This window comes from Cellulomonas fimi (genome assembly GCF_012952065.1).
In the GTDB taxonomy this organism is placed as follows: domain Bacteria; phylum Actinomycetota; class Actinomycetes; order Actinomycetales; family Cellulomonadaceae; genus Pengzhenrongella; species Pengzhenrongella fimi_A.
This window is the reverse complement of the sequence record NZ_JABCJJ010000015.1, coordinates 1-24,061: the sequence shown is the minus strand read 5'-3', so window position 1 is coordinate 24,061 and position 24,061 is coordinate 1. Positions and strand designations below refer to the sequence as shown.

The window sequence follows — 24,061 nt, the reverse complement described above, 5'->3', positions numbered from 1 at the left end:
CCACCTGCGCCGCTGGGACGCCGACGGGTTCGCCTGGCCCGCCGGCCCGCAGGTCGACGGGCTCACACCCAGGTGATGAGCCACATGTGGAGCCGCCAGAACCAGTACGGCACGACCTGCGCGGTCCAGATCGGGTAGAAGAACACGCTGACGGCAGCGACGACGCCGAGGAAGCCGGCCACCAGCCCCACGGCCCGGCGTCGGCGGGCCGGGTCGGCACGCGCGCGGTCGAGCAGCCGGCCCACGGCGTAGACCACGGCGAGCACGACCCAGGGCAGGAACGCGATCGCGTAGAACGTGAAGATCGTGCGGTGCGCGTAGGCGAACCACGGCAGGTATCCGGCGGCGATCCCGGCGAGGATCGCGCCCGCGCGCCAGTCCCGGTCACGGATCAGCCACCACACGAGCGCGACCAAAGCGACCGCCCCGGCCCACCACAGGATGGGGTTGCCGATCGAGGTGATCGCCTGCGAGCAGCGGTCGGCACCGCACGCGGCGTTCGCGGGCACGGGCGTGTCGTAGAAGAACGACGTCGGCCGCCACTGGACGATCCACCCCAGGGGGTGCGCGGCGTAGGCGTGCTCGCTGGTGAGGTTGTTGTGGAACTGCCACATCTCCAGGTGGTACTGCCACAGCGACCGGAGCGACTCGGGGAGCCACGTCACGCCCTCGCCCGGGTTGCCCGCGGCCCAGTCGCGGAGGTAGGCGCCCGGCGAGCGGAACCAGCTGAACCAGCTCGCCACGTAGGTGGCCGCGGCCACGGGGACGAGCCCGAGGAAGGCGGGGACGCCGTCGCGCAGCACCCCGGCGGGCAACCACCGGTCCACCCCGACGGCGCGGCGCGCGGTCACGTCCCACAGCACCGTGAGCAGGCCGAAGACGGCGAGGAAGTACAGACCCGACCACTTGGTCCCGATCGCGAGCCCGAGCAGCAGCCCCGCCGTGAGGCGCCACCCGCGGAACCCGAGCCGTGGTCCCCAGCCGCCCAGGCCGTGCCCCGCGTCGAGGCGCTGCGCCGCCCGGGCCGCGAGGCGGCGTCGGGCCTGCTCGCGGTCGATCAGCAGCGCCCCGAACGCGGCGAGCGCGAAGAACATCAGGAAGCCGTCGAGCAGCCCGGTACGGGAGTGCACGATGGCGGCGCCGTCGACCGCGAGGAGGCCGCCGGCGAGCGTGCCGAGCAGGGTCGACGCGAAGAGGCGGCGCGCGATGCGGGCGAGCACGAGCACGCTCAGGGTGCCGACGACGGCCGCCGCGAGCCGCCAGCCGACCGAGCTCGCCGGGCCGGCGACCTCCATGCCGAGCGCGATCAGCCACTTGCCGACCGGCGGGTGCACCGCGTACTCGGCCTGTGGCAGGAACGTGTCGAGGTTCCCGGCCTCGAAGCCGGGGTTCGGGTCCTCCGGCCAGCGCGCCTCGTAGCCGACGCGCAGCAGCGTGTACGCCTGCTTGACGTAGTAGGTCTCGTCGAACACGAGCTCGGCCGGCCGGCCGAGGGCCGGGAACCGCGCGACGGCCGCGAGCACCATGACCAGCAGGGGACCGAGCCAGCCCCAGAGGCGGTCGCGCGGCGTCGTCCCCAGGCGCAGGGTCGCGTCGCCGAGCAGGCGACGCAGGAGGCGGGTCTCGGTCGGCTCGCGCTCGGCCGGGGTGAGCGCCGTCGCGACCGGTCCGTCGCGCTCGATCGTCGGCCACAGCGCCGGCCCCGTCCCACCGGAGGGGCGGCGGTCGCCGTCCGGGGTCGGGCTCGTCGTCACGCGGTCATCGTAGGTGCGGGTCCTGGACGGACCCTCGGGCGGCCCTCGCGCGACCGGCGGCCGGAGCCCCGTGGCAGGCTGGCGTCCATGACCGCCGGCCGTCTCGTGCTCGCTGCCACGCCGATCGGCGACGTCGAGGACGCCTCGCTGCGACTGCGTCGGCTCTTGGCGGAGGCGGACGTCGTCGCCGCCGAGGACACCCGGCGCCTGCACGCGCTCGCGACGCGGATGGGCGTGCGGGTCGGCGGGCGCGTCGTCAGCTACCACGAGCACAACGAGACGGCCCGCGCGCAGGAGCTGCTCGACGTCGTGCGTGGCGGCGGGACGGTGCTCGTGGTGACCGACGCCGGGATGCCCGCGATCTCGGACCCCGGCTTCCGCGTGGTGGCGGCTGCGGTCGAGGCCGGCGTGCCGGTGACGGCTGCTCCTGGGCCGAGCGCGGTGCTCACCGCGCTCGCGCTGTCCGGGCTGCCGACCGACCGGTTCTGCTTCGAGGGTTTTCCGCCGCGCAAGTCGGGGGAGCGGGCCCGGGCGTTCGCCGAGCTGGCCGACGAGCGCCGGACGATCGTGTTCTTCGAGGCCCCGCACCGGCTCGCGGGCACGCTCGCGGCCATGGCCGAGGCGTTCGGTGCGGACCGGCCCGCGGCGGTGTGCCGCGAGCTGACGAAGACCTACGAGGAGGTCGTCCGGCTCCGGCTCGGGGAGCTCGCGGCCTGGGCCGACGCGGGCGAGGTGCGGGGGGAGATCGCGGTCGTCGTCGGCGGCGCGCCGGCGCGGACACGCTCGGTGGGCGACGTCGTCGACGAGGTCCTCGCGCGTGCGGACGGGGGCGAGCGGCTCAAGGACGCGGTCGCGGAGGTCGCGGAGGCCGCCGGCGTCGGCAAGCGCGAGCTCTACGCCGCAGCGATCGCGCGACGCCGAGGGTGACGTTCTCCGGGGTCAGACGGCGTCTGACGCCACCAGCTCCGCGCCCGCAGCCGCCATCGCCTCGCGTGCGGCAGCGCCCTGCTCGGGGGTGACCGGCACCGTGAGGTCGGTGAGCACGCGGGCTCGGAGGCCTGCCCCGAGGGCGTCGAGCGTGGTCGCGCGGACGCAGTGCGACTCCGCGATGCCCACGACGTCGACCGCCGTGATCCCGCCCTCGGCCAGGATCGTCTCCAGCGAGCGGCCCTCGCCGTCGACCCCCTCGAAGCCCGAGTAGGCGGCCTGGTGCTCGCCCTTGCGGACGCTCGCGTCGGGGAACAGCTCGGAGAGCGCGGGGTGCAGCTCGGCCTCCTCCGTCCCCGCGACGCCGTGCGGCGGCCACGTGTCGACGAAGTCCGGCTCCGCAGGCGGGACCGCGAAGTGCGGGCCGGGGTCGACGTGCCAGTCCTGCGTCGTCACGACCAGGTCGTAGCGGGTGCGGTGCTCGGCCGCGTAGGCGGCGATGCGCCCGGCGACGGCGTTTCCGCCCTCGACCGGCAGCGCGCCGCCCTCGCAGAAGGTGGGCTGGACGTCGACGACGACCAGCGCGCGACGGCTCGGCTCACGCGGGGGCGCGGCGCCTGCGTGCTCGTCGGGGTTGCTCACGGGAGACCTCCTCGATGACGTGCCGGGAACCAGAGGCCGGGCTGGACCCCAGCCTGCCAGGTCCCGGCCGGCGGCGGCGCGCAGGGCGCTGGCGTCGGCTTATGGGGTTCCGCCGCATCCCCGGCCTGCCGCCGTACGTGTTCACGATCATCGACGGGCTCAAGCTCGAGGCCAGGCGCGCGGGTCGCGACGTCGTCGACCTCGGGTTCGGCAACCCCGACCTCCCGTCGCCCGCCATCGCGGTCCAGAAGCTCGCCGAGGCGGCCCACAACACGCGCAACCACCGCTACTCGTCGTCGCGCGGGATCCCCAAGCTCCGCCAGGCTGTGGCGGACCACTACCAGCGGTCGTTCGGCGTCGTGCTCGACCCCGAGACCGAGGTGCTCTCGACGATCGGCGCCAAGGAGGGTTTCAGCCACCTCATGTGGGTGCTGCTGCAGCCGGGGGACGCCGCCATCGTGCCGACGCCCAGCTACCCGATCCACATCTGGGGGCCGTACTTCGCGGGGGCGGACACGCGGCAGGTGCCGATCGGCGACGGGTCCGACGGCGCGGGGTACGTCGACCGCGTCATGGAGGCGTGGGACCTCGGCTGGCCCAAGCCGCGCGTCGTCGTCCTCGCGACGCACCTCGTGCGCGAGGCCGACGTGGCGGTGTCGCCCGGTGTGGGGTTCGGGCCCGGGGGCGAAGGGTTCGTGCGGTTCGCGCTCATCGAGAACGAGCAGCGGATCGCGCAGGCGGCGCGCGGGCTGCGCAGGGCGCTGCCGAAGCTGGCCTGACCCCGGGGTCGCTCGCCCGGCCCTCACAGCCGCGCGTGTGACGCGTGGGGCTCGCGAGGCCCGTGGTGCGTCGCGCGGGTCACGGGGGCACCTCCTGTCACTCGCGCGGCTGGGAGGATCACAGGGACCGCGGGCGTCCCCAGGGCAGGCCCGGCCATGCGCGTCCACAGCACGGGTCCGTGCGGGGGAGCGGCACAGGCGCGGCGTCAGACCGTTCCCGGATGGATGTGGTGGACAGTCTCGAGCGATCGGGCGGCATGGCGCGACGATCCCAGCTCGTCACCTCCTCGGCGCAGGCACGCGACCTGCTGCGAGCGGTCGAGCGTGGATCCGTCGTCAAGGTCGCCCCGGGTGTCTACGCGCTTCCCGGGATCGATCCGAACCTGCTCACGGCATGCGTCCACCGCGCGCGTGTGACCTGCGTGACTGCCGCGTCATTGCACGGACTCCCCGTGCTGACGCCTGCCAGTGCCCCGCATCTGACCGTCCCCCGGTCCAGGGGAAGGACGGCGTCACCCGCGCGGAGGGAGTGGCCGGCGGTCCTTCATCGGGAGGACGGGGTCGAGACGGTCGGTGACGGCTCTCGCCCGCTCGTGAGCGTGCCGGACGCCCTTGCGCGCATGCTGTCGTGCCGTGGGCCGGTCGACGCGATCGTGGCGATCGACTCAGCCCTTGCCGGACGGCTCGTCACGGTCGAGGAGATCGCCGCGCGCGTGCGCGGGCCTCGTCAGGTCGGGGCTCGCCTGGCGCTACGGCAAGCTGACGCACGCAGCCAGTCACCGATCGAGACCGTCGCGCGGCTGGCGCTCATGCAGGCGGGGCTGCGCGTCGAGCCAGGCGTGCGGATCGCCGGAGTCGGCTGGGTGGATCTCGTCGTCGAGGGCAGGGTCGTCGTGGAGCTCGACGGCTTCGCCTACCACTCGGGCCGGGCCGAGTACCGGGAGGACAGGCGCCGCGACAGGGAGCTGGTCCGTCAGGGCTACCTCGTCCTCCGATTCACGTACGAGGACGTCATGCGCTCTCCGTCGATGGTGGTGCGGGCGGTCCAGGCGGTCCTGACCGCCCAGGGCTGATTGTGTGAGGGGACAGCCACCACGTCTGCACGATCCGGACAGCCGCGCGAGTGACTCATGTGAACGTTGGCGACTCCTGCGAATCCCTGTCGACCCACCCGTCGCAGGCGCACCACGTGCGGCTGCGAGGATCGCGACCCAGTGAGTGCTGCGCGGCTCCAGCGGGCTCTGGTCCCGCGGGCACGCCGCGAGTAGCGTGACGATCCGGCACGTGCCGTGCTCGGTGTCGGGAGGCAGCCATGGGTGTCTGGGACTGGATCATCCTGGTCGGGGTCCTGCTTGCGTTGGCCGTCCTCGCGTGGCGGCTCGACCTCTACCAGAACCTCAGCCGCTCGGGGCACGGCGGGAGGTCGGTCACCCCCGAGGAAGCGGCTGCGGCGCGGGACGCGCTCCGCGACATCGAGCGCGGCAAGTCGGCCGGCCAGGGCATGTGGCCTGTGTGACGTCGCGGATCGCCTGGTGAGGCGGCCGCGTCGTCCTCCGGCCCGCCCGTCCGTGCCGGGCGTCGGCGCGCTCGCGTGCATTCTCGTCCTCGCCGGGTGCACCGGGGCGGATCCGGGTGCCGCACGCACGCCGACGGTCGCCACCGACCAGCCGACCGACCGGTCCACCTCGCAGCCGAGCGCCGGCGCGGGCACCGGCCCGACGCCGTCGGCGGTCACGGCGATCCCGACCGTCGCGGTCACGGGCGTCTCGGACGTGGTGACCGGCCTCGACGCGCCGTGGGGCGTGGCGTTCCTGGCGGACGGGCGTGCCCTCGTGACGCTGCGCGACGCCGCCCGCGTCGTCGTCATCGACGCGCCGGCGCCCGGCGCCGCCGCCACGTTCCTCACGGGCCCGGGTGCCGACGCGCTCGCGGGGACGACGACGGTCCGCGGCGAGGGCGGTCTGCTCGGCATCGCGGTGGCCCCCGAGAGCGGGCCGCGCGCGGGCGACGTCTACCTCTACCGGACGACGGCGGACGGCAACGAGGTCGTCCGCGCGACCCTGGACGCCGCGCCGGGGAGCGCCCCGGTGCTCGGTGAGCTCGAACCGGTCCTCACGGGGATCCCGTCGTCCGGCAACCACAACGGCGGCCGGCTGGCGTTCGGGCCGGACGGCTTCCTCTACGTGACGACCGGGGACGCCGGCCGCCCGGAACGATCCCAGGACCCGACGAGCCTGGGCGGCAAGATCCTGCGCCTGACCGTCGACGGCGCACCCGCGCCGGGCAACCCGACCCCTGGGTCCCCGGTGTGGTCGCTCGGGCACCGGAACGTGCAGGGGCTCGGGTGGGCACCCGACGGGCGCATGTTCGCCTCGGAGTTCGGGCAGAGCACGCTCGACGAGCTCAACGAGATCCTGCCCGGGGCGAACTACGGCTGGCCGGAGGTCGAGGGGACCGGTGGGGCCGATGCCGCCGCACGCGGGTTCACGGACCCGCTCGCGACGTGGGCCACGTCCGACGCGTCGCCGAGCGGGCTCGCCGTCACAGCCGAGGGCGTCTACCTCGCGGGCCTGCGCGGGGCTCGGCTGTGGCGGGTCCCGCTCACGCAGGACGGCGTCGGCGAGCCCCAGGCGCTGCTCGCGGGAGAGCTGGGCCGCCTGCGCGCGGTCGAGCCGGCGCCCGACGGCGGGCTGTGGGTCGTCACGAACAACACCGACGGCCGCGGTGACCCGCGCCCGGGGGATGATCGCATCGTCCACGTCACCGTCGAGCGAGCCGACCAGGCCGCCGACGTGTCAGGCGGAACGGGTGCCCGGTGACGCGCTGGGTCTGACAACGGGGGGCAGGCCGCCGACGTGTCAGGCGGAACGGGTGCCCGGTGACGCGCTGGGTCTGACAACGGGGGGCAGGCTGCGGACGTGTCAGGCGGAACGGGTGCCCGGTGACGCGCTGGGTCTGACAACGGGGGGCAGGCTGCGGACGTGTCAGGCGGAACGCGCGCCCGGTGACGCGCTGGGTCTCACAACGGGGCTCCTGGGCGCACCACCCGTGCGCCCTACGATGACCCCATGCCCGAACCCCGCCGGTCCTTCTACCTGACCACGCCCATCTACTACGTGAACGACGCCCCCCACATCGGGCACGCGTACACGACGGTGGCGGCCGACATGGTCGCGCGGTGGCACCGGCAGCGGCAGGAGGACGTCTGGTTCCTCACCGGTACGGACGAGCACGGCCAGAAGGTCATGCGGACCGCCGAGGCGAACGGCGTCAGCCCCCAGGACTGGGCCGACCGCCTGGTCGACGCCTCCTGGAAGCCCGTGCTCGGCGTCCTCGACGTGACCAACGACGACTTCATCCGCACGACCCAGGAGCGGCACACGACCCGGGTCCAGGCGTTCATCCAGGACCTGTACGACAAGGGCGAGATCTACGCGGGCTCGTACGAGGGCCCCTACTGCGTCGGCTGCGAGGAGTACAAGCTCCCGGGCGACCTGGTCCCGGGCACCGGGGAGTTCGAGGGGCAGGAGGTCTGCGCCATCCACGGCAAGCCGGTCGAGATGCTCTCGGAGCAGAACTACTTCTTCCGCATGAGCGCCTACACGCAGCGGCTGCTCGACTTCTACGAGGCCAACCCGACGTTCGTGCAGCCCGCCAGCGCGCGCAACGAGGTCATGGCGTTCGTGCGGCAGGGTCTGCAGGACCTGTCGATCTCGCGCAGCACGTTCGACTGGGGGATCCCGATCCCGTGGGACCCCTCGCACGTGCTCTACGTCTGGTTCGACGCGCTGCTCAACTACGCGACCGCGGCCGGGTACGCGAGCGACGACCCGGAGGAGAAGGCGCGCTTCGAGCGCATCTGGCCCGCCGACGTCCACCTCGTCGGCAAGGACATCCTGCGGTTCCACGCCGTCATCTGGCCGGCCATGCTCATGGCGGCCGGGCTCGAGCTGCCGGGGCAGGTCTTCGCCCACGGCTGGCTGCTCGTGGGCGGCGAGAAGATGAGCAAGTCCAAGCTCACGGGCATCGCGCCGAGCCAGATCATCGACCACTTCGGGTCGGACGCGTTCCGCTACTACTTCATGCGCGCGATCCCGTTCGGGCAGGACGGGTCCTTCTCGTGGGAGGACCTGTCGGCCCGCTACCACGCCGAGCTCGCGAACGGCTTCGGCAACCTGGCCTCACGGGTCGCGGCGATGATCGGCAAGTACTTCGGCGGGGCGCTGCCGACGCCGGGGGAGCCGGGTCCCGCCGAGCAGGCGCTGGCCGACGTCGCGGCGAAGGCGGTCACGGACGCGGAGGCCGCGGTCGACCGGATGGCGCTGAACGAGGCCATCAACGCCGTGTGGACGCTCGTCGAGGCGACCAACGGCTACCTCACCGAGCAGGCGCCCTGGCAGGTCGCGAAGGACCCGACGGAGCGCCCGGCCACCGCCAGCTCTGCGGACACCGCCAGCTCTGCGGACTCCGCCGCCGACGCCGGGTTCCGCCAGGGCGGTCGCCTCGCCACGATCCTCGTCGCGTCGGCCGAGGCGCTCCGCGTCCTCGCGGTGCTGCTGCACCCCGTGACGCCCAAGGCAGCCACGGGGCTCTGGGAGTCGCTCGGGGCGGCGGACGTGCTCGGCCCGCTCGGCGCGCAGCCCGTCGGCACCGTGGCAACGTCCGGCCGGCTGCCTGCCGGCACCCGGGTGACGAAGGGCGCGTCGCTCTTCCCGCGGCTCGAGGAGCCGGCGGACGCGGGCGCGTGAGCCGCGCATGAGCCGGCGGCCCCGCGACCGCACCTGGCCGCCGGACCCCGAGCCGCTGCCCTTCGGCGTCGTCGACAACCACACGCATCTCGACCTCGACCCGGAGCCCGCCGACGGCGAGGTCGCGCCGACGCTGGCCGACCAGCTCGCCCGCGCGGCCGCCGTCGGCGTCCCGCGCATGGTGCAGATCGGCTGCGACCTCGACGCCGCGCGGTGGACCGACCGCGTCGTCCGTGAGCACGAGGCACTGCTGGGCGGCGTCGCGATCCACCCCAACGAGGCCACGCTGTTCGCCGGTGCCACCGACGTCGGGCCCGACGGCCTGCCGCCCCGGCCGCGCGAGGAGCACGCCCGGGGGTTGGCGGCAGCGATCGCCGAGATCGCCGAGCTCGCGCGGGGCAACGACCGCATCCGGGTGATCGGCGAGACCGGCCTCGACCTGTTCCGGTCCGGCTCCGACGGCCGGGCCGCTCAGGTCGAGTCGTTCCGGGACCACATCGCCCTCGCCAAGGAGCTCGGCCTCGCGCTCCAGATCCACGACCGCGACGCGCACGCCGAGGTCCTCGAGGTGCTCGAGCGCGACGGCGCACCCGACCGCACCGTCTTCCACTGCTTCTCGGGCGACGCCGAGCTCGCCCGGGTGTGCGCCGAGCGCGGCTGGTTCGTGTCGATCGCGGGACCGGTGACGTTCACGAGCAACCACGAGCTGCGCGCCGCGCTCCGCGAGGTGCCGCTCGGGCAGCTGCTCGTCGAGACGGACGCGCCGTACCTGACCCCGCACCCCTTCCGCGGACGCCCGAACGCGCCGTACCTCGTGCCGCTCACCGTCCGGGCGGTCGCCGAGGTGCTCGGGATCGACCTCGAGCGGGTCTGCCGCACGATCGCGGCGACGTCGGAGGCGGTGTACGGCCCTTGGTGAGCCACGTCGTCGGGCCCGGGTGAGATCTGTCGGGTCGCGCCCGTGAGGGGCGGCAGATCGGGCCGAGCCGCCCAGCCGGCGCCCCGCCCCGTCCACCGGTCGGCGGCCGGCGGGTACCCGTCACGGTCACGAATCGGTTACGGTCACCCTGGCCCGATCCCGTCCCGACCGAAGGACCCTGACGCGTGCACCTGCGCCTGACCCCCCGAGCGACCCGCCTCGCGGCCCAGGGAGTCGTGCTGATGCTGGTGGCCGGTGCCACGAGCGCGTTCGCCGTCCTGCACAAGGAGGTCACGGTCGACGTCGACGGCGAGCAGGTCGAGGTCAGCGCGTTCGGCCGCACGGTCGCGGACGTGCTGGCGGACGCCGGCATCGAGGCGGGCGAGCGTGACCTCGTGGCGCCGGCCCTGGACGACTCGGTGCCTGACGGCGGCGAGATCGTGGTGCGTCACGGCCGCGAGATCACGGTCGAGGTCGACGGGGCGCAGCGCACGGTCTGGACCACGGGGCTCACGGTCGGCGAGGCGATCGGCGACGTCGGCGTGCGCGACGACGGCGCCCGGGTCTCCGCCTCGCGCTCGGCCTCCCTCGTTCGTGGCGACGTGCTGCGCGTGTCGACGCTCAAGACGCTCCACCTCGTGGTCGACGGCCAGGTCATCGACGGCCTGACGAGCGCTCCCACGGTGCGCGAGGCCCTCAAGGAGATCGGCCTCGTGCTCCAGGAGGGCGACCAGGTCTCGGTGCCCCTGGGTGCGACGGCGGTGGACGGCCTCGTCGTCCTCGTGACGCGCGCGCAGCAGGGGAGCGGCACGGTCGTCGAGGCCATGCCGTTCACCGAGCGCGAGGTCGAGGACCCGCGGCTCGCCGAGGGCACGCGCAGGGTCACGACGCCCGGCCGTGCGGGCCAGCGCCAGATCACGTACGCGACCGCGCTGGTCGGCGGGGCGGAGGTGGACCGCACGGTCCTCGCGCAGGTCGTGCTGGCCCAGCCGGTCGACCAGGTGGTGAGCATCGGCACGATGGTCGTGCCCGACCTGCCCGAGGTCACGCCCGGCAGCGCGCAGGCCATCGGCCGCGAGCTCGCCGCCGCGCGAGGCTGGGGCGACGACGAGTTCGCGTGCCTGCTCCAGCTCTGGAACCGGGAGAGCGGCTGGCGCGTCGACGCCGAGAACCGTTCGAGCGGCGCCTACGGGATCCCGCAGGCGCTGCCGGGCTCCAAGATGGCCACCGTCGGCGACGACTGGCGGACGAACCCCGCGACGCAGATCACCTGGGGCCTCAACTACATCGGAGGCCGGTACGGGACCCCCTGCGGCGCCTGGGGGTCGTTCCTCGTCAAGAACTGGTACTGACCCGCACCGGTTGCGCTGCGCCGGTGGTGACGAGCGCCCGGCCGGCGCGTGCCGCCGTGGTCTCACCGTTTGGCGAGAGGTCACGAATCAGTTACGGTTCCGTGTCGCATTAGCGAGCTCGGCCCGGATCCGATAGGGGCGAGGTCGCGTGCGACCGGCGTGCGGACACCCGTCCCGACGCCGTGACGGCCGGATCGGGGATCCGGGAACTGCGGGACTGCCCGGTCGGACCGGGCGATCGCAGCGGCAGTCGCCGCAACCGCGTCGCGCTCGAGCGAGCGTCACCCTCCCCGTGCCCGGACAGCCCGACGTCTGGAACACAGTGGCTCTCCCTTCTCGCGTCTCTTCCGTCCTGTCCGCTCCTTTCCGCTCCCGTGAGCCCGGCCGCCGCCGCGTGACCATCGCCGCCTCGGCCGCCGCGCTCGCCGTCCTCGCCGGCGGCACCGCCGCCTACGGCGTCGCGCACAAGACCATCACCCTCGACGTCGACGGCGAGATCAGCCGTGTCACGACGTTCGCCGGCAGCGTCGACGGCGTCCTGGACGACCAGGGCATCGAGGTCGGCGACCGCGACACCGTCGCCCCCGCGGCACCGTCGGCCCTGCGCGACGGCTCGGAGATCGTCGTCCGTCACGCGACCCTCGTGACGGCCCAGGTCGACGGCGTCGCGACGGACGTGTGGACCACGGCGCTCGACGCCGACGAGGCGCTCACGACGCTCGCGACCCGCGGCGGCGACGTCCGCCTCGTGGCGTCGCGCTCCGCCGGCCGCGCCGAGCTGCCGATCGACCTGGCGCTCGACGGCCCGGTCGAGGTGCGCGTCGACGGCCAGGTGCTCGAGGTGGCCGACGGCTCGCGCGGCCTGGCCGCGGTGCTCGACCAGCTCGGCCTCACCCTCGGTGAGCTCGACCAGGTCTCGGTCGCGCGTGCGGGCGGCGCGAAGGTCGCGGTGGTCATCAACCGCGTCGTCGTGCAGGACGTCCCGGAGCTCCAGCCGATCCCGTTCGCCGTCGTCGAGCAGCCCGACCCGAACCGGTTCGAGGGTTCGAAGAAGGTCACGACCGCCGGGGTCGAGGGGCAGCGCACGCTCGTCCACCGCATCACGACGGTCGACGGGCTCGAGACGGCCCGCGAGCTGGTCACCGACGCGGTGACCGCGGCGCCGGTCGACAAGGTCGTGGCGGTCGGCACCAAGGAGCGCCCGGCCGCGCCCGCGCCGGCTCGCTCGGCGCCGTCGGCGGGCTCCGGCAGCTCCGGCCCGGTGAACCCGAACGTCGGCGGCGACGCGGACTCGCTCAACTGGGCCGCGCTCGCGGCGTGCGAGTCGGGCGGTCGCCCGGACGCCGTCTCGTCGACCGGCAAGTACCACGGTCTCTACCAGTTCTCGGTGGCGACGTGGAACGGGGTCGGCGGCTCAGGCCTGCCCTCGCAGGCGTCGCCCGACGAGCAGACGATGCGCGCCAAGATGCTCTACAACCGCTCTGGGGCGGGCCAGTGGCCGAGCTGCGGGCCACGTCTCTTCTCCTGAGCGCCACCCCTGCGGCGGTGCGAGGCACTCGGCTGCGGTCGATTGACGCACGTCATGGTTCGGGTGCTCCCGGCTTCCTAGTGTCGAGGTCAGCACCCCGGACGAGGGGTGGACCGCACACAAAAAAAGGAAGGTCGAGATGAGTGCCACCGCTCCCACCACCGCCCGCACGATCCTGCGCGCCGAGGGGTTCTCGTGCCCGTCGTGCGTCACCAAGATCGAGAAGCAGGTCGGCCGCCTGGACGGCGTCGACGCCGTGACGGTCCACTTCGCCTCCGCTCGGGTCGAGATCGACCACGACCCGGCGACGGCGAGCGTGGACGACCTGGTCGCCGCCGTCGCCAAGGCCGGGTACGTCGCCAAGCCCGCGACGTTCTGACCCGACCAGCAGCGCCACAGCAGCGCCACAGCAGCGCCACCGCCGGATCCCGGCGGTGGCGCTGTCGTCATGTGCGGTCCTGGCGAGGCGGCGTGGCCGCCGCACCGCACCAGGCAGGGGCGCGCTGCGGTTGATTGACGCCCGTCATGTCTGACGACCACCGGCCTTCGTAACGTCGGGGCCAGGGCCCCGGGTCCCCGGGTGACGGCTTCGACGAGAGGAACAGTCATGAACAGGCGGCAGCACTCGTGGTGGCGCGGCCCGTGGGGGGTGCCGACGGGGTCCGGAGCGCTGATCCTGCTGGCGTTCGGCGTGGCACGGGTCCTCGGCTCGGACGCGGTGAGCAACGTCTTCATGGTCGCGGCGGCGCTCGTGGCCGGTGTCCCGATCGCCGTCAAGGCGGTCCGTGCGCTCACGGCGAAGGTCATCAGCATCGACCTGCTGGTCTCGGTCGCCGCGGCCGGCGCGATCGTCATCGGCGAGTACTGGGAGGCCGCGGCGGTGACCTTCCTCTTCGCCGTCGGGCACGCACTCGAGGCGCGCACCATGAACAAGACCCGCTCGGCACTGGCCGAGCTCGTCGCCGTCGCCCCCGACGTCGCCGTGGTCCTGCGCGACGGTGAGCAGGTCGAGGTCCCGGCCGCTGCGGTCCGCACGGGGGAGACCGTCCTGGTCAAGAACGGCGCCAAGGTCCCGGTGGACGGCGAGGTCGTCGCCGGGTCCGGGGCGCTGGACGAGGCGTCCATCACCGGTGAGTCCATGCCGGCGGAGAAGGTCGAGGGCGACCTGGTCTACGCGGGCACGGTCTCGCGTGGCGGGTTCCTGCAGGTGCGTGCCACCGGGGTGGGTGCGGACACCACCCTCGCCCGGATCATCCACCGGGTGGAGGAGGCCCAGGACGCCAAGGCGAAGACCCAGGCGTTCATCGACCGGTTCTCCACCTGGTACACCCCGGGCATCATGGCCCTCGCTCTGGTGGTCGGCCTGGTCACCGGGGACGTCGTCCTCGCCCTGACCCTGCTCGTGATCGGCTGCCCCGGGGCACTCGTCATCTCCATCCCGGTGGCCGTCGTCGCCGGCATCGGCCGCGCGGCGAAGGACGGCATCCTCATCAAGGGCGGGGAGTTCCTGGAGAGCTCCGCCCGGATCGACGTCGTCGCCGTGGACAAGACGGGCACGCTGACGGAGGGACGCCCGTACCTGACCGACGTGGTGGTCCTCGACCCGGCCCTCGACCGCGCCCAGGTCCTGACCTGGGCTGCGGCCGCCGAGGCCGGTTCGGAGCACCCGCTCGCGCGCCCGGTCCTCGCCGCGGCCGTCGCGGAGGGGGTGGGCACCCCCGGCCTGCCCGAGGTGACCGAGCCGGTGCCGGGCAAGGGCATCGTTGCCGTCGTCGGCGGGCGCCGAATCCTGGTGGGCAACGCCGCGCTGCTGGCCGTCGAGGGCGTCGCCGACACGGTGGGCGCCGCCCTGACCGCGCACCGCCTCGCAGCGGCGGGCCGCACCCCGATGATCGTCGCGGTGGACGGGGCGGTCGCGGGGGTGGTCGCCGTCGCCGACCAGGTCCGCGAGGACGCCGCCGAGATGGTCCGGCGCCTGCACGCGGCCGGGGTGAAGAAGGTCGTCATGCTCACCGGTGACGCCCCGCTGGTCGCGGACGCGATCGGGGCGGTCACCGGGGTGGACGAGGTCCGCGCCGGCCTGCTCCCCGAGGACAAGCTCGACGCCGTCCGGGAGCTGCAGGCCCAGGGCCACACCGTCGCGATGGTCGGCGACGGCGTGAACGACGCCCCGGCCCTGGCAACCGCCGACGTCGGGGTCGCCATGGGGGCCGCGGGCTCCGCCGTCGCCGTCGAGACCGCCGACATCGCCCTCATGGGTGACAACCTCCTCAGGCTGCCCGAGGCCATCGGCCTCGCCAAGCGCACGGTGTCCGTGATGCGGCAGAACATCACCGTCGCTCTCGTGACCGTCACCCTCCTGCTCGCCGGCGTCTTCACCGGCGGGGTGACCATGGCGATCGGGATGCTGGTCCACGAGGTGTCGGTCCTGGTCGTCATCGCCAACGCGATGCGGCTCCTGCGTCGCCGCGACGACACCACCCCCCGCGCGCAGGCGCCCCAGAAGGCACCGACCGCTCCGGTCGAGCTCGCCACCCGCTGACCCGCGACCACGAGAGAAGAGAAGACGATGTCCACGGTGCACGTGGTCCACGACTTCGGCGGTCCCGAGACCGGCAAGACGGCCCTCGAGCCTGTCCCCGCGTGACGCGCCGGGAACACGGGGGGACGGCCGGCGGCTTAGGCTCGACGCCCATGAGGTCCGGCGAGTGAGCACGAGTGAGATCCCCGGCGCCCTGCTGGGTCCCGCGGAGATCCGGGACCTGGCGGGGCGCCTCGGCATCCGTCCGACCAAGACCTTGGGCCAGAACTTCGTGATCGACGGCGGGACGGTGCGCAAGATCGTGCGGTCCGCCCAGGTGCGCCCGGGGGAGCGGGTCGTCGAGGTCGGGCCCGGCCTCGGGTCGCTCACGCTCGGTCTGCTCGAGGCGGGTGCCTCGGTGGTGGCGGTGGAGATCGACCCGGTGCTGGCGCGGCTGCTCCCCGAGACCGTCGAGCGTCATCTCCCGGGTGCCGGTGCGGGGGGCGAGGGCCGCCTCGACGTGGTCCTCGCCGACGCGCTCGACGTGACCGACCTGCCCGGCCCGCCCCCGACCGCGCTCGTCGCGAACCTGCCGTACAACGTCTCGGTGCCCGTGCTGCTCACGTTCCTCGAACGCTTCCCGAGCCTCGAGCGCGTGCTCGTCATGGTGCAGGCCGAGGTGGCCGACCGCCTCGCGGCACCGCCCGGGAGCCGCACCTACGGTGTCCCGTCGGCCAAGGTCGCCTGGTACGCGTCGGCGCGCCGCACGTCGACCATCGCACGCAGCGTCTTCTGGCCCGTGCCCAACGTCGACTCCGCCCTGGTCGCCCTGGAGCGGCGCGACCCACCGCCGACGACGGCGTCACGCGAGGAGGTCTTCGCCGTGGTGGACGCCGCGTTCGCTCAGCGGCGCAAGATGCTGCGGTCGGCGCTCGCGGGGATCGCGGGGTCATCCGAAGGCGCTGTGGCCGCGCTCCGAACGGCCGGCGTCGACCCCGAGGCGCGCGGCGAGCGGCTCGCCATCGAGGACTTCGCCCGCGTCGCCGAGGGCGTCGCCCGGCCGAGCGCACCTGGCCGCACACCTGGCACAGTGGACGCGTGAGCCTTCCCAGCCAGGTCCGGACCGACCGCGAGGTGCGCGTGCGCGCGCCGGGCAAGGTCAACCTGTCCCTCCGGGTGGGCGCCCGCGAGGCCGACGGCTACCACCCGCTCGCGACCGTCTTCCAGGCGGTCTCCCTCTACGAGGAGGTCGTGGCGCGGCCCTCGACGGCCCTCAGCGTGACCGTTTCGGGGCAGCACTCGCACCTCGTGCCGACGGGTCCCGAGAACCTCGCGCTCGCGGCGGCCCAGCTGCTCGCCGCCCGCACCGGGGTCGACGCCGGCGTGCACCTGCACCTGCACAAGGCGGTTCCCGTCGCGGGCGGGATGGCCGGCGGCTCGGCGGACGCCGCGGGGGCGCTGATCGCGTGCGACGCCCTGTGGCGCACGGGGCTCGCGCGCGAGGAGCTCGCCGACCTCGCGGCCCGCCTGGGCTCCGACGTGCCGTTCTCGCTCGCCGGTCACACCGCGATCGGGACCGGCCGGGGACACCTGCTGACCCCCGCCATGAGCCGGGGCGAGTACCACTGGGCGTTCGCGGTGCGGGACGAGGGGCTGTCGACCGCGCGCGTGTTCGGCGTCTTCGACGAGCTGATCTCCGGCGCCACGCGGCTCGAGCCCGAGGCCGACCGCGCGCTCATGCAGGCGCTCCGGGCCGGTGACGCGCCCGCGCTCGGCCGCGCGCTCCACAACGACCTCCAGCACGCCGCGCTCGAGCTCGCCCCGAGTCTCGCGGAGTCGCTCGCGGTCGCGGAGGACGCCGGCGCCCTCGGCGTGCTCGTGTCCGGCTCGGGTCCGACGGTCGCCGCGCTCGCCCGCAGCCGCCAGCACGCGCTCGTCGTCGCGGCCGCGTGGACCGCCGCGGGTGTCGCGGACCAGGTCGCGACCGCCGTCGGCCCGGTGCCCGGAGCGCGCGTCGTGCACGGCGCGCGTGGCGGCGTCGGCGACGTGGCGGACGACTCGGACTGACCGCGGAGGTCCTTCCGCACCCCCCCGTACCTGACCCCCCGTACCTGACACCTCCACGAAACGGTTCGATGGCCCACCTGCTCGGAGCGGACTCGATCTCGCTCACCCTCGGCACCCGCACGCTCCTCGACGGCGTGAGCCTCGGCGTCGACGACGGCGACCGCATCGGCGTCGTCGGGCCCAACGGCGCGGGGAAGTCCACGCTGCTCCGCCTCCTCGCGGGTCGGCACGAGCCCGACGCCGGTCGCATCACCCGCGCGGGCGGCGCCGACGTGGCGCTGCTCGACCAGCGCGACGAGCTGCCGCCCGGCGCCACCGTCCGCGAGCTGGTGCACGGCACCGCCGCGGAGCACACGTGGGCCTCGGACGCCCGGGTGCGGTCGGTGCACGTGGGCCTGCTCGGCGACCTCGACCTCGCCGCCGACGTCGCGACGCTCTCGGGAGGCCAGAGCCGCCGGGTCGCCCTGGCCGCCCTGCTGGTCGGCGACCACGACGTCATCGCGCTCGACGAGCCGACCAACCACCTCGACGTCGAGGGCGTGGCGTGGCTCGCCGAGCACCTCGCCGACCGGTTCGGCCGTGGGTCGCAGGGTGCGCTGGTCGTCGTGACGCACGACCGGTGGTTCCTCGACGCGGTCTGCACGCGGATGTGGGAGGTCCAGGGAAGCGCGGCCGACGGCTCCGTCGCCATGTACGACGGCGGGTACGCGGCGTACGTGCTCACGCGGGCCGAGCGGGCCCGGATGGCGGCGTCGACGGCCGACAAGCGCAACAACCTGCTGCGCAAGGAGCTCGCGTGGCTGCGCCGCGGGGCCCCGGCGCGGACCTCGAAGCCCAAGTTCCGCCTCGACGCCGCGGCGGCGCTCATCGCGGACGAGCCGCCGCCCCGCGACCCGCTCGAGCTGACGCGGATGGCGACGACGCGGCTCGGCAAGGACGTGCTGGACCTCGAGGACGTGACGCTCAGCTTCCCGGGGACCGCGCCCGGCGCGGCTCCCACGGTGCTGCTCGACGACGTCACGTGGCGCCTCGGGCCGGGGGACCGCTACGGCGTCGTGGGGGTCAACGGCGCGGGCAAGACGTCGCTGCTCGCGCTCCTCGCCGGCCGGCTGAGCCCGACATCGGGCCGGGTCAAGCGGGGCAAGACCGTCCAGGTCGCCGAGCTCACGCAGGACGTCGAGGACCTCGACGAGGTCGGCGGGCTGCGCGTCGTCGAGGTGATCGAGCGCGAGAAGCGGACGGTCTCAGTCGGCGGCAAGGAGCTCACGGCGTCGCAGCTCGTCGAGCGGCTCGGCTTCACCAACGAGCGCGCGCGGACCCTTGTGCGCGACCTGTCGGGTGGCGAGCGGCGACGGCTCCAGCTGCTGCGGCTGCTCGTCGGCGAACCCAACGTGCTGCTGCTCGACGAGCCCACCAACGACCTCGACACCGATACGCTCGCCGCGCTCGAGGACCTGCTCGACGGCTGGCCGGGCACGCTGATCGTCGTCTCGCACGACCGCTACCTGCTCGAGCGCGTGTGCGACCGGGAGGTGGCCCTGCTCGGCGACGGCAGGATCCGCGACCTGCCCGGCGGCGTCGAGCAGTACCTGACCCTGCGCCGGACTGCCGCGTCGTCGGGCCCGCCGCCTGCCGCCGCCGTCGCTCGCGTCGCGGGCGTGGAATCCGCCGGGTCGGGCGACGGGCGTCGCTCGGGGCCCGCGAGCGGCGCCGACGCCCGGGCGGCGCGCAAGGAGCTCGGGCGGATCGAGCGCCGCCTCGCCACGATCGCCCACCTCGAGGCGGACCTGCACGACAGGATGGCGGCGCAGGCTACCGACCACGAGACCGTGACGGCGCTCGACGCCGAGCTGCGCGCCCTGGCGACCGAACGTGAGGAGCTCGAGGAGCAGTGGCTGGAGCTGGCGGACCTGGCGTGACCGGCGCGCCGGTCGCGGACCGCGACGCCCTGGTCGACGACGCCGACGGGAGCCTCCGCACGTCCCGAGCGGCCCGCCCGCGCGGGCTCGGCCCGCTGCTCGTCGCCGTCGCGGTGATCGCGCTCGCGGCGCGCCTGGTCCCGGTGCTTACCGCGGGCACGCTGCGCGGTGTCCTCGGGTACGACGACGGCGTCCACCTGGCCCTCGCGCAGCGCCTGCTGGCAGGGCTGCTGCCGTACCGGGACGAGGTGTTCCTCCACCCGCCGGGGATCGCGGTGCTCCTCGCGCCGTTCGCTGCGACCGCCGACCTGCTGGGCGACTCGTGGGCGCTCGCGCTCGTGCGGCTCGCGTTCATGGCGCTGGGTGCGACGGCCGCCGTGCTCGTCGCCCTGGTCCTCGCGCCGCGGGGTGCGCTGGCCGCGGCGGTCGGCGGCGGCGCGTACGCGCTGTGGGGAGCGGCTGTCGCGGCCGAGCACACCGCCTACCTCCAGGTCCCGATCAACGTCGGGCTGCTGGTCGCGCTCCTCGCTCTGCGCCGCGCGGCGCCGGGCACGTCGGCGTCGACGCCGTTCGTGCGCCGCGCGCTGGCAGTCTCGGGCGTCGCGCTCGGCCTCGCCGTCACGGTCAAGACCTGGGTCGTGCTCGACGCCGCGGTGCTGGGCCTGCTCGTGCTGTCCCGCTGGGGCGTGCGCGCGGCCGGGCGCTGGGTCGCGTGGTGCGTCGCAGGTGCGGCCCCCGTGGTCCTCCCGTTCCTGGTCGCCGCGCCGGGCGCGTTCTGGCAGGACGTCGTCGTGACCCAGCTCGCCCGCCCCAGGCAGGACAAGGGGTTGGCCTTCCGCCTGGGGACGCTCGACCCGACGGCGGGGCTGCACGCGCCGCCGAGCGAGACGGTCGCGCTCGGCGTCGGGCTGGTGCTGCTCGCGCTCGTCCTCGCCCCGCTCGCCGCCGCCACCCCGCGGCGTGTGCGCCCGCGGCGCTGGGCCGACCCCGTGTGGTGGGGGCTGCTCGCCGCCGTGCAGCTGCTCGCGCTGGCTCTCGCGCCCAGCTACTACCTGCACTACGCCGCGTTCGTGGCACCGGCGCTCTGCCTGCTGCTCGGTGCGGGCGCGGGCGGGCTGGTGCGCGTCGTCCGGGCGCGCGGCGGGCGGCCCGCCCGGGTGGGCGTGGCCGCCCTGACGACGCTCGCCGTCGTCGGCGGGGCCGGTCTGGCGCTCACGCAGCCCCCGCTGCCGATCCGGAGCCAGGTCGACAACGCCGCTCTCGCGGAGCTCGTCGCCGGCCACGAGTGCCTGTGGGCGCGCAACCCGTCGTTCCTGCAGGTCGCCGACGTGGCGGCCGACCAGGTCGACGCCGGCTGCCCCGCGACGCCCGACGTGGTGGGAGCCTCCCTGCTGCTGCACGCCGGCGGCTCGCTGCCGCGCACGTCGGCCCGCGACCTCGACGCCCTCGTGCTCGAGGAGCTCGCCGCGAGCGACGGCGCGCTGCTCGCCGCGCACCGCCCCAAGCAGGACCTCGGGCCGCGTGCGCGTGCCTACCTCGAGGAGCACTTCACGCCGGCCGGGCGCGCCGGCAACATCGAGCTCTGGACCCGCCGGCCCTGACGACGCCGCACCCCGCACCACGCACCCGACATCCACACCCACACCGCGCCACCGGTCCCCTGTCCTCCGGGCGCGCGAGTGAGACGTGTGGCGGTGCTGTCGCGTGAATGGGCGGCGGAACGTCGCACTCGGCGGGGCGGCGGGGCGAGGGCGGCTCGGGCGTCGGGCGCGGGGTCAGGGGGAGTCGAAGGGGGCGACGACGTCGTGCAACAGCTCTGCGAGCCGCTCGCGGTCCCGGGTGTCGAGCCGCGCGAGGAGCCCACGCTCGACGTCGAGCAGCTCCGACATCGCCGCGTCGACGCGTGCCCGCCCCTGCTCGGTGAGCTGGACCAGGACGCCCCGCCGGTCGCCGGGCGACGGCAGGCGCTGGACGAGCCCGCGCTCGGCGAGCCGGTCGATCCGGTTGGTCATCGTGCCCGAGGTGACCAGCGTCTGCGTGAGCAGGGCACCGGGGGACAGCCGGTACGGCTCGCCCGCGCGCCGGAGCGCCGAGAGGACGTCGAACTCCCACGGCTCCAGGTCGTGACGCGCGAACGACCCGCGCCGGGCCAGGTCGAGGTGACGGGCCAGTCGCGACACGCGGGACAGCACGGTCAGAGGCTCGACGTCGAGATCGGGCCGTTCCCGGCGCCACGCGGCGACGATGCGGTCGACCTCGTCCTCGCGTCGCGGGCCGCGCGCGTCGGGGTCGGAGGTCATGGACCGGAGATTACTCGACATCGAGATATCGCACGCGTGTCCGCGGGAGAGCCGCCCGGTCGCCTGCGCGAGGCCGCCTGCAGAAGCCCGCCTGCTTCCGCTGAGCTACCGCGCGCCGTCGACCGGTGCCGCGCGCGCCAGGCTCGGCCGCCGCTCGAGCCCGCTGAGGCCGTTCCACGCGAGGTTGACCAGGTGCGCCGCGACGTCGGTCTTCTTCGGGCTGCGCGAGTCGAGCCAGTGCTGGCCGGTCAGGGCGACCATCCCGACGAGCATGCGTGCGTAGATCGGCGCGGTCTTCGGGTCCAGCCCCTGCCGCTTGAACTGGTCGGCCAGCAGGTGCTCGACCTGGGTCGCGACGTCCCCGATGAGGCTCGAGAACGTGCCGGTGGCCTGGGCGACGGGGGAGTCTCGCACGAGGATCCGGAAGCCGTCCGTGTTCTGCTCGATGTAGGTCAGGAGCGCGAGCGCCGTCCGCTCGAGCAGCACCTTGGGATGGCCCCCGGAGGTCAGGGCTTCGGTCAGGGCGCCCGTGAGCGCCTCGATCTCGCGGTCGACGACGACGGCGTAGACCCCCTCCTTGCCGCCGAAGTGCTCGTAGACAACCGGCTTCGAGACCTGCGCCCGGACCGCGATCTCCTCGACGCTCGTGCCCTCGAAGCCCTTCTCGGCGAACAGCCGGCGCGAGACGTCGAGCAGCTGCTCTCGCCGCTCCTTGCCCGTCATGCGGGCGCGCGCGGGTCGCTTGCTCTCGGCTGCCACGCGGCCATCATGCCGTGCCGTGCTGGCAGACTGTGGGCGCGCCGGCGCCTGCACAGGTCGTCGGGCGAGGTCGGTCCGCCTTGGTGTAACGGCAGCACGCAGGCCTTTGGAGCCTTGCGGTCCAGGTTCGAATCCTGGAGGCGGAGCGGGAGCGGGGACCGCTGCGCGTTGAACGGTGGGGTGCGTTGCGTTACCTGCGTGGTGCGCTCGAGCGGAGACGCGCGCGGGTTGACCAGGCAAGTCGTAGCGCCTGTGACCCGTGGGGCGGACCATAAGGCGGCCAAAGAGTCTGTTAAGTGGTGAGACCGAGTGTCGCGGACCGTGTAGGCCATTTGACCGCCGCTCCGTCCAACCCTCAGGGCGTCGGGGCCGAGGTCGGGCCGACGTTGGTGACCTGGCCTGCGCGGAGGGTCTCATCGGGCACTGAGCGCGGAACGCTCTGCGTGGACAGTGGGCGCTTCGCGTTGAAATGAGTCGGCGGTGGGCGCGTGGGCCTGCCGGCCGAGGCCTCACGCCGCTCTCTCGCGAGATCGGGAGGGACCGCGGCCGGTGTCGTGGGGAGGCCTTTGCACATTCGCCGGACATGAGCCACCCGGGCGGGCCGCGATCTCTGTGATTCTCATCACATTCGGAACAAGGTTGTCCGGACAAGTCCCAAATGCACACGATTCGCGGGCGGCGCTGAGCACGCCTGCGCTTCCGGGACGCTCGTGGGCGGGTCACCATGGCAGCGCACAGGTGGCCGGCTCCGGGCATGGTCCCTGTGGAACGCATTGACGACAAGGGCAAACCCGTCGCGAGACGGGGACGCAAAGCCATGGGACCCCAAGAGGTCTGCCAGGCCGCCGAATCATGGAGTTCCTTATGCCTTCGAACAAGTCCACACGTCGGGCGGCCGGAAGAGGCGTCCGAGGTGCATCGCGCTCCCGCCGGACCGCGCTGACGGTAGGCGCAGCACTCAGCGTCGTTCTCGCGGGCGGGGCTGCGGTCCCGATGGCGCAGGCCACCGCGGCCCCTGCGGCGGTGCCCGCGGTCGTCGCCGCACCAGCCCAGTCGTCCCCGGGGGTCGGTGCGTATGTGACGGCGGTCTACCGGGACCTGTTCGGTCGCGCACCCGACCCCTCGGGGCTCCAGACGTGGACGGCGGCACTGACCTCGGGGACACCTCGGGTGTACGTCGCGAACGCGATCACCCGGGCCGCCGAGTACCGCAGCGGGCTCATCCGGCAGGCCTACGAGGACTTCCTGGGCCGTGCGCCCGATCCGACTGGCATGGCGCACTGGCTCGCGGCCATGGACAGCGGGATGACCATCCAGCAGATGGAGGGGGGCTTCGTCGCTTCGCCCGAGTACTTCTACCGGGCCGGGGCCACGGATCCTGTCTGGGTCGAGCAGCTGTACCGGCACGTCCTGGGCCGAGACGCGGGTGCCGCGGAGGTGCGGCACTGGGTGAGCCAGCTCGCCCTCGGAGCCAGCCGTGAGGCGGTCGCGCGCGGCTTCCTGCTCTCGACCGAGCGGCTCTCCACCGACATCGACGGCTACTACCAGCACCTGCTGCGCAGGGGCGTCGACCTGGAAGGCCGCGCGACGTGGGTCACGGCGATCCAGCAGGGCGCGCGAACGGAGGCCGTCATCGGCAGCATCGTGGCCAGCGACGAGTACGCGAAGCGGAACGGCTGGCTGAAACCCGCTGCCGCACCGGCCCCTGCCCCGGCCCCTGCCCCCGCACCGGCCCCGGCCCCTGTTCCGGGACCCGTCGCTCCGGTGGCGTCGTCGACCGGGTTCCCGGATGCGACGAGCACGGGTGTCCCCGACGGTGTGGCGCTGACCCCGTACACGGGCCCGT

General features: G+C 74.2%; 20 protein-coding genes, 1 tRNA gene, 1 pseudogene and 1 riboswitch. Of the genes and pseudogenes, 18 read left to right on the top strand and 4 right to left on the bottom strand.

The window, feature by feature from the left end; translation table 11 throughout:
* Window positions 1-62 precede the first annotated feature (62 nt).
* Window positions 63-1,754 (bottom strand): dolichyl-phosphate-mannose--protein mannosyltransferase, encoded by a 1,692-nt coding sequence (locus HIR71_RS10600; RefSeq protein ID WP_311836220.1) that lies wholly within the window; start codon window positions 1,752-1,754, stop codon window positions 63-65.
* A gap of 87 nt (window positions 1,755-1,841) precedes the next feature.
* Between HIR71_RS10600 and rsmI the strand changes: the two genes are divergently transcribed.
* Window positions 1,842-2,681 (top strand): 16S rRNA (cytidine(1402)-2'-O)-methyltransferase, encoded by an 840-nt coding sequence (gene rsmI, locus HIR71_RS10595; protein WP_169325035.1) that lies wholly within the window; start codon window positions 1,842-1,844, stop codon window positions 2,679-2,681.
* A gap of 12 nt (window positions 2,682-2,693) precedes the next feature.
* On the opposite strand, the gene HIR71_RS10590 is transcribed toward rsmI, so the two are convergent.
* Window positions 2,694-3,323 (bottom strand): isochorismatase family protein, encoded by a 630-nt coding sequence (locus HIR71_RS10590; RefSeq protein ID WP_169325034.1) that lies wholly within the window; start codon window positions 3,321-3,323, stop codon window positions 2,694-2,696.
* A 101-nt stretch (window positions 3,324-3,424) separates the two neighbouring features.
* Between HIR71_RS10590 and HIR71_RS10585 the strand changes: the two genes are divergently transcribed.
* From HIR71_RS10585 to HIR71_RS10515, 15 genes and pseudogenes are all read left to right on the top strand, one after another.
* Complete coding sequence (locus HIR71_RS10585) at window positions 3,425-4,102, top strand: aminotransferase class I/II-fold pyridoxal phosphate-dependent enzyme (RefSeq protein WP_169325033.1); 678 nt, start codon at window positions 3,425-3,427, stop codon at window positions 4,100-4,102.
* A gap of 221 nt (window positions 4,103-4,323) precedes the next feature.
* Window positions 4,324-4,458, top strand: a pseudogene (locus tag HIR71_RS17615) (hypothetical protein); the annotation flags it as partial.
* Between the two features lie 237 nt (window positions 4,459-4,695).
* A complete protein-coding gene (locus HIR71_RS17490) occupies window positions 4,696-5,175 on the top strand; it encodes an endonuclease domain-containing protein (RefSeq protein ID WP_169325021.1) in 480 nt (159 codons plus the stop codon).
* Window positions 5,176-5,414: 239 nt separating this feature from the next.
* Window positions 5,415-5,618 (top strand): hypothetical protein, encoded by a 204-nt coding sequence (locus HIR71_RS10570; RefSeq protein ID WP_169325032.1) that lies wholly within the window; start codon window positions 5,415-5,417, stop codon window positions 5,616-5,618.
* 16 nt (window positions 5,619-5,634) lie between these two features.
* Window positions 5,635-6,921: a PQQ-dependent sugar dehydrogenase gene (locus tag HIR71_RS10565; protein WP_169325031.1), complete on the top strand. Its 1,287-nt coding sequence runs from the start codon at window positions 5,635-5,637 to the stop codon at window positions 6,919-6,921.
* Between the two features lie 249 nt (window positions 6,922-7,170).
* The gene (metG, locus tag HIR71_RS10560) at window positions 7,171-8,850 is read left to right on the top strand and encodes a methionine--tRNA ligase (RefSeq protein ID WP_169325030.1); all 1,680 of its coding nucleotides are present in this window, start codon (window positions 7,171-7,173) and stop codon (window positions 8,848-8,850) included.
* Between the two features lie 7 nt (window positions 8,851-8,857).
* Entirely contained in the window at window positions 8,858-9,769 is a 912-nt protein-coding gene (locus tag HIR71_RS10555) for a TatD family hydrolase (protein WP_169325029.1), read from the top strand.
* 185 nt (window positions 9,770-9,954) lie between these two features.
* Window positions 9,955-11,121, top strand: a complete 1,167-nt coding sequence (locus tag HIR71_RS10550) for an aggregation-promoting factor C-terminal-like domain-containing protein (RefSeq protein ID WP_311836219.1) — start codon at window positions 9,955-9,957, stop codon at window positions 11,119-11,121.
* 394 nt (window positions 11,122-11,515) lie between these two features.
* The gene (locus tag HIR71_RS10545) at window positions 11,516-12,649 is read left to right on the top strand and encodes a G5 domain-containing protein (protein WP_311836218.1); all 1,134 of its coding nucleotides are present in this window, start codon (window positions 11,516-11,518) and stop codon (window positions 12,647-12,649) included.
* 139 nt (window positions 12,650-12,788) lie between these two features.
* Window positions 12,789-13,028 carry a heavy-metal-associated domain-containing protein gene (locus tag HIR71_RS10540; RefSeq protein WP_169325028.1) on the top strand — a complete coding sequence of 80 codons (240 nt, stop codon included), beginning with the start codon at window positions 12,789-12,791 and terminating at the stop codon, window positions 13,026-13,028.
* A gap of 228 nt (window positions 13,029-13,256) precedes the next feature.
* Window positions 13,257-15,191, top strand: coding sequence for a heavy metal translocating P-type ATPase (locus HIR71_RS10535; RefSeq protein ID WP_169325027.1), 1,935 nt, complete (start codon window positions 13,257-13,259; stop codon window positions 15,189-15,191).
* A 166-nt stretch (window positions 15,192-15,357) separates the two neighbouring features.
* The gene (gene rsmA / locus HIR71_RS10530; RefSeq protein ID WP_311836217.1) at window positions 15,358-16,272 is read left to right on the top strand and encodes a 16S rRNA (adenine(1518)-N(6)/adenine(1519)-N(6))-dimethyltransferase RsmA; all 915 of its coding nucleotides are present in this window, start codon (window positions 15,358-15,360) and stop codon (window positions 16,270-16,272) included.
* Window positions 16,269-17,237 (top strand): 4-(cytidine 5'-diphospho)-2-C-methyl-D-erythritol kinase, encoded by a 969-nt coding sequence (locus HIR71_RS10525; RefSeq protein WP_169325026.1) that lies wholly within the window; start codon window positions 16,269-16,271, stop codon window positions 17,235-17,237. Before rsmA ends, HIR71_RS10525 begins: the two co-directional genes overlap by 4 nt.
* A gap of 68 nt (window positions 17,238-17,305) precedes the next feature.
* Window positions 17,306-19,156: an ABC-F family ATP-binding cassette domain-containing protein gene (locus HIR71_RS10520; RefSeq protein WP_169325025.1), complete on the top strand. Its 1,851-nt coding sequence runs from the start codon at window positions 17,306-17,308 to the stop codon at window positions 19,154-19,156.
* On the top strand, window positions 19,153-20,757 hold the full coding sequence (locus HIR71_RS10515) for a hypothetical protein (protein ID WP_169325024.1): 1,605 nt from the start codon (window positions 19,153-19,155) through the stop codon (window positions 20,755-20,757). The genes HIR71_RS10520 and HIR71_RS10515 overlap by 4 nt, the downstream gene beginning before the upstream one ends.
* A gap of 174 nt (window positions 20,758-20,931) precedes the next feature.
* Here the strand turns inward: HIR71_RS10515 and HIR71_RS10510 are convergent, their stop codons facing one another.
* Both HIR71_RS10510 and HIR71_RS10505 read right to left on the bottom strand, forming a co-directional pair.
* Window positions 20,932-21,456, bottom strand: coding sequence for a MarR family winged helix-turn-helix transcriptional regulator (locus tag HIR71_RS10510; protein WP_169325023.1), 525 nt, complete (start codon window positions 21,454-21,456; stop codon window positions 20,932-20,934).
* A 105-nt stretch (window positions 21,457-21,561) separates the two neighbouring features.
* Window positions 21,562-22,179, bottom strand: coding sequence for a TetR/AcrR family transcriptional regulator (locus tag HIR71_RS10505; protein ID WP_169325071.1), 618 nt, complete (start codon window positions 22,177-22,179; stop codon window positions 21,562-21,564).
* 110 nt (window positions 22,180-22,289) lie between these two features.
* Here HIR71_RS10505 and HIR71_RS10500 point away from each other — a divergent pair.
* Both HIR71_RS10500 and HIR71_RS10495 read left to right on the top strand, forming a co-directional pair.
* A tRNA-Gln gene (locus HIR71_RS10500) sits at window positions 22,290-22,361 on the top strand.
* Window positions 22,362-22,989: 628 nt separating this feature from the next.
* Window positions 22,990-23,065, top strand: a riboswitch (cyclic di-GMP riboswitch).
* 143 nt (window positions 23,066-23,208) lie between these two features.
* On the top strand, window positions 23,209-24,061 hold an 853-nt coding region (locus HIR71_RS10495; RefSeq protein WP_169325022.1), incomplete at its 3' end, for a DUF4214 domain-containing protein.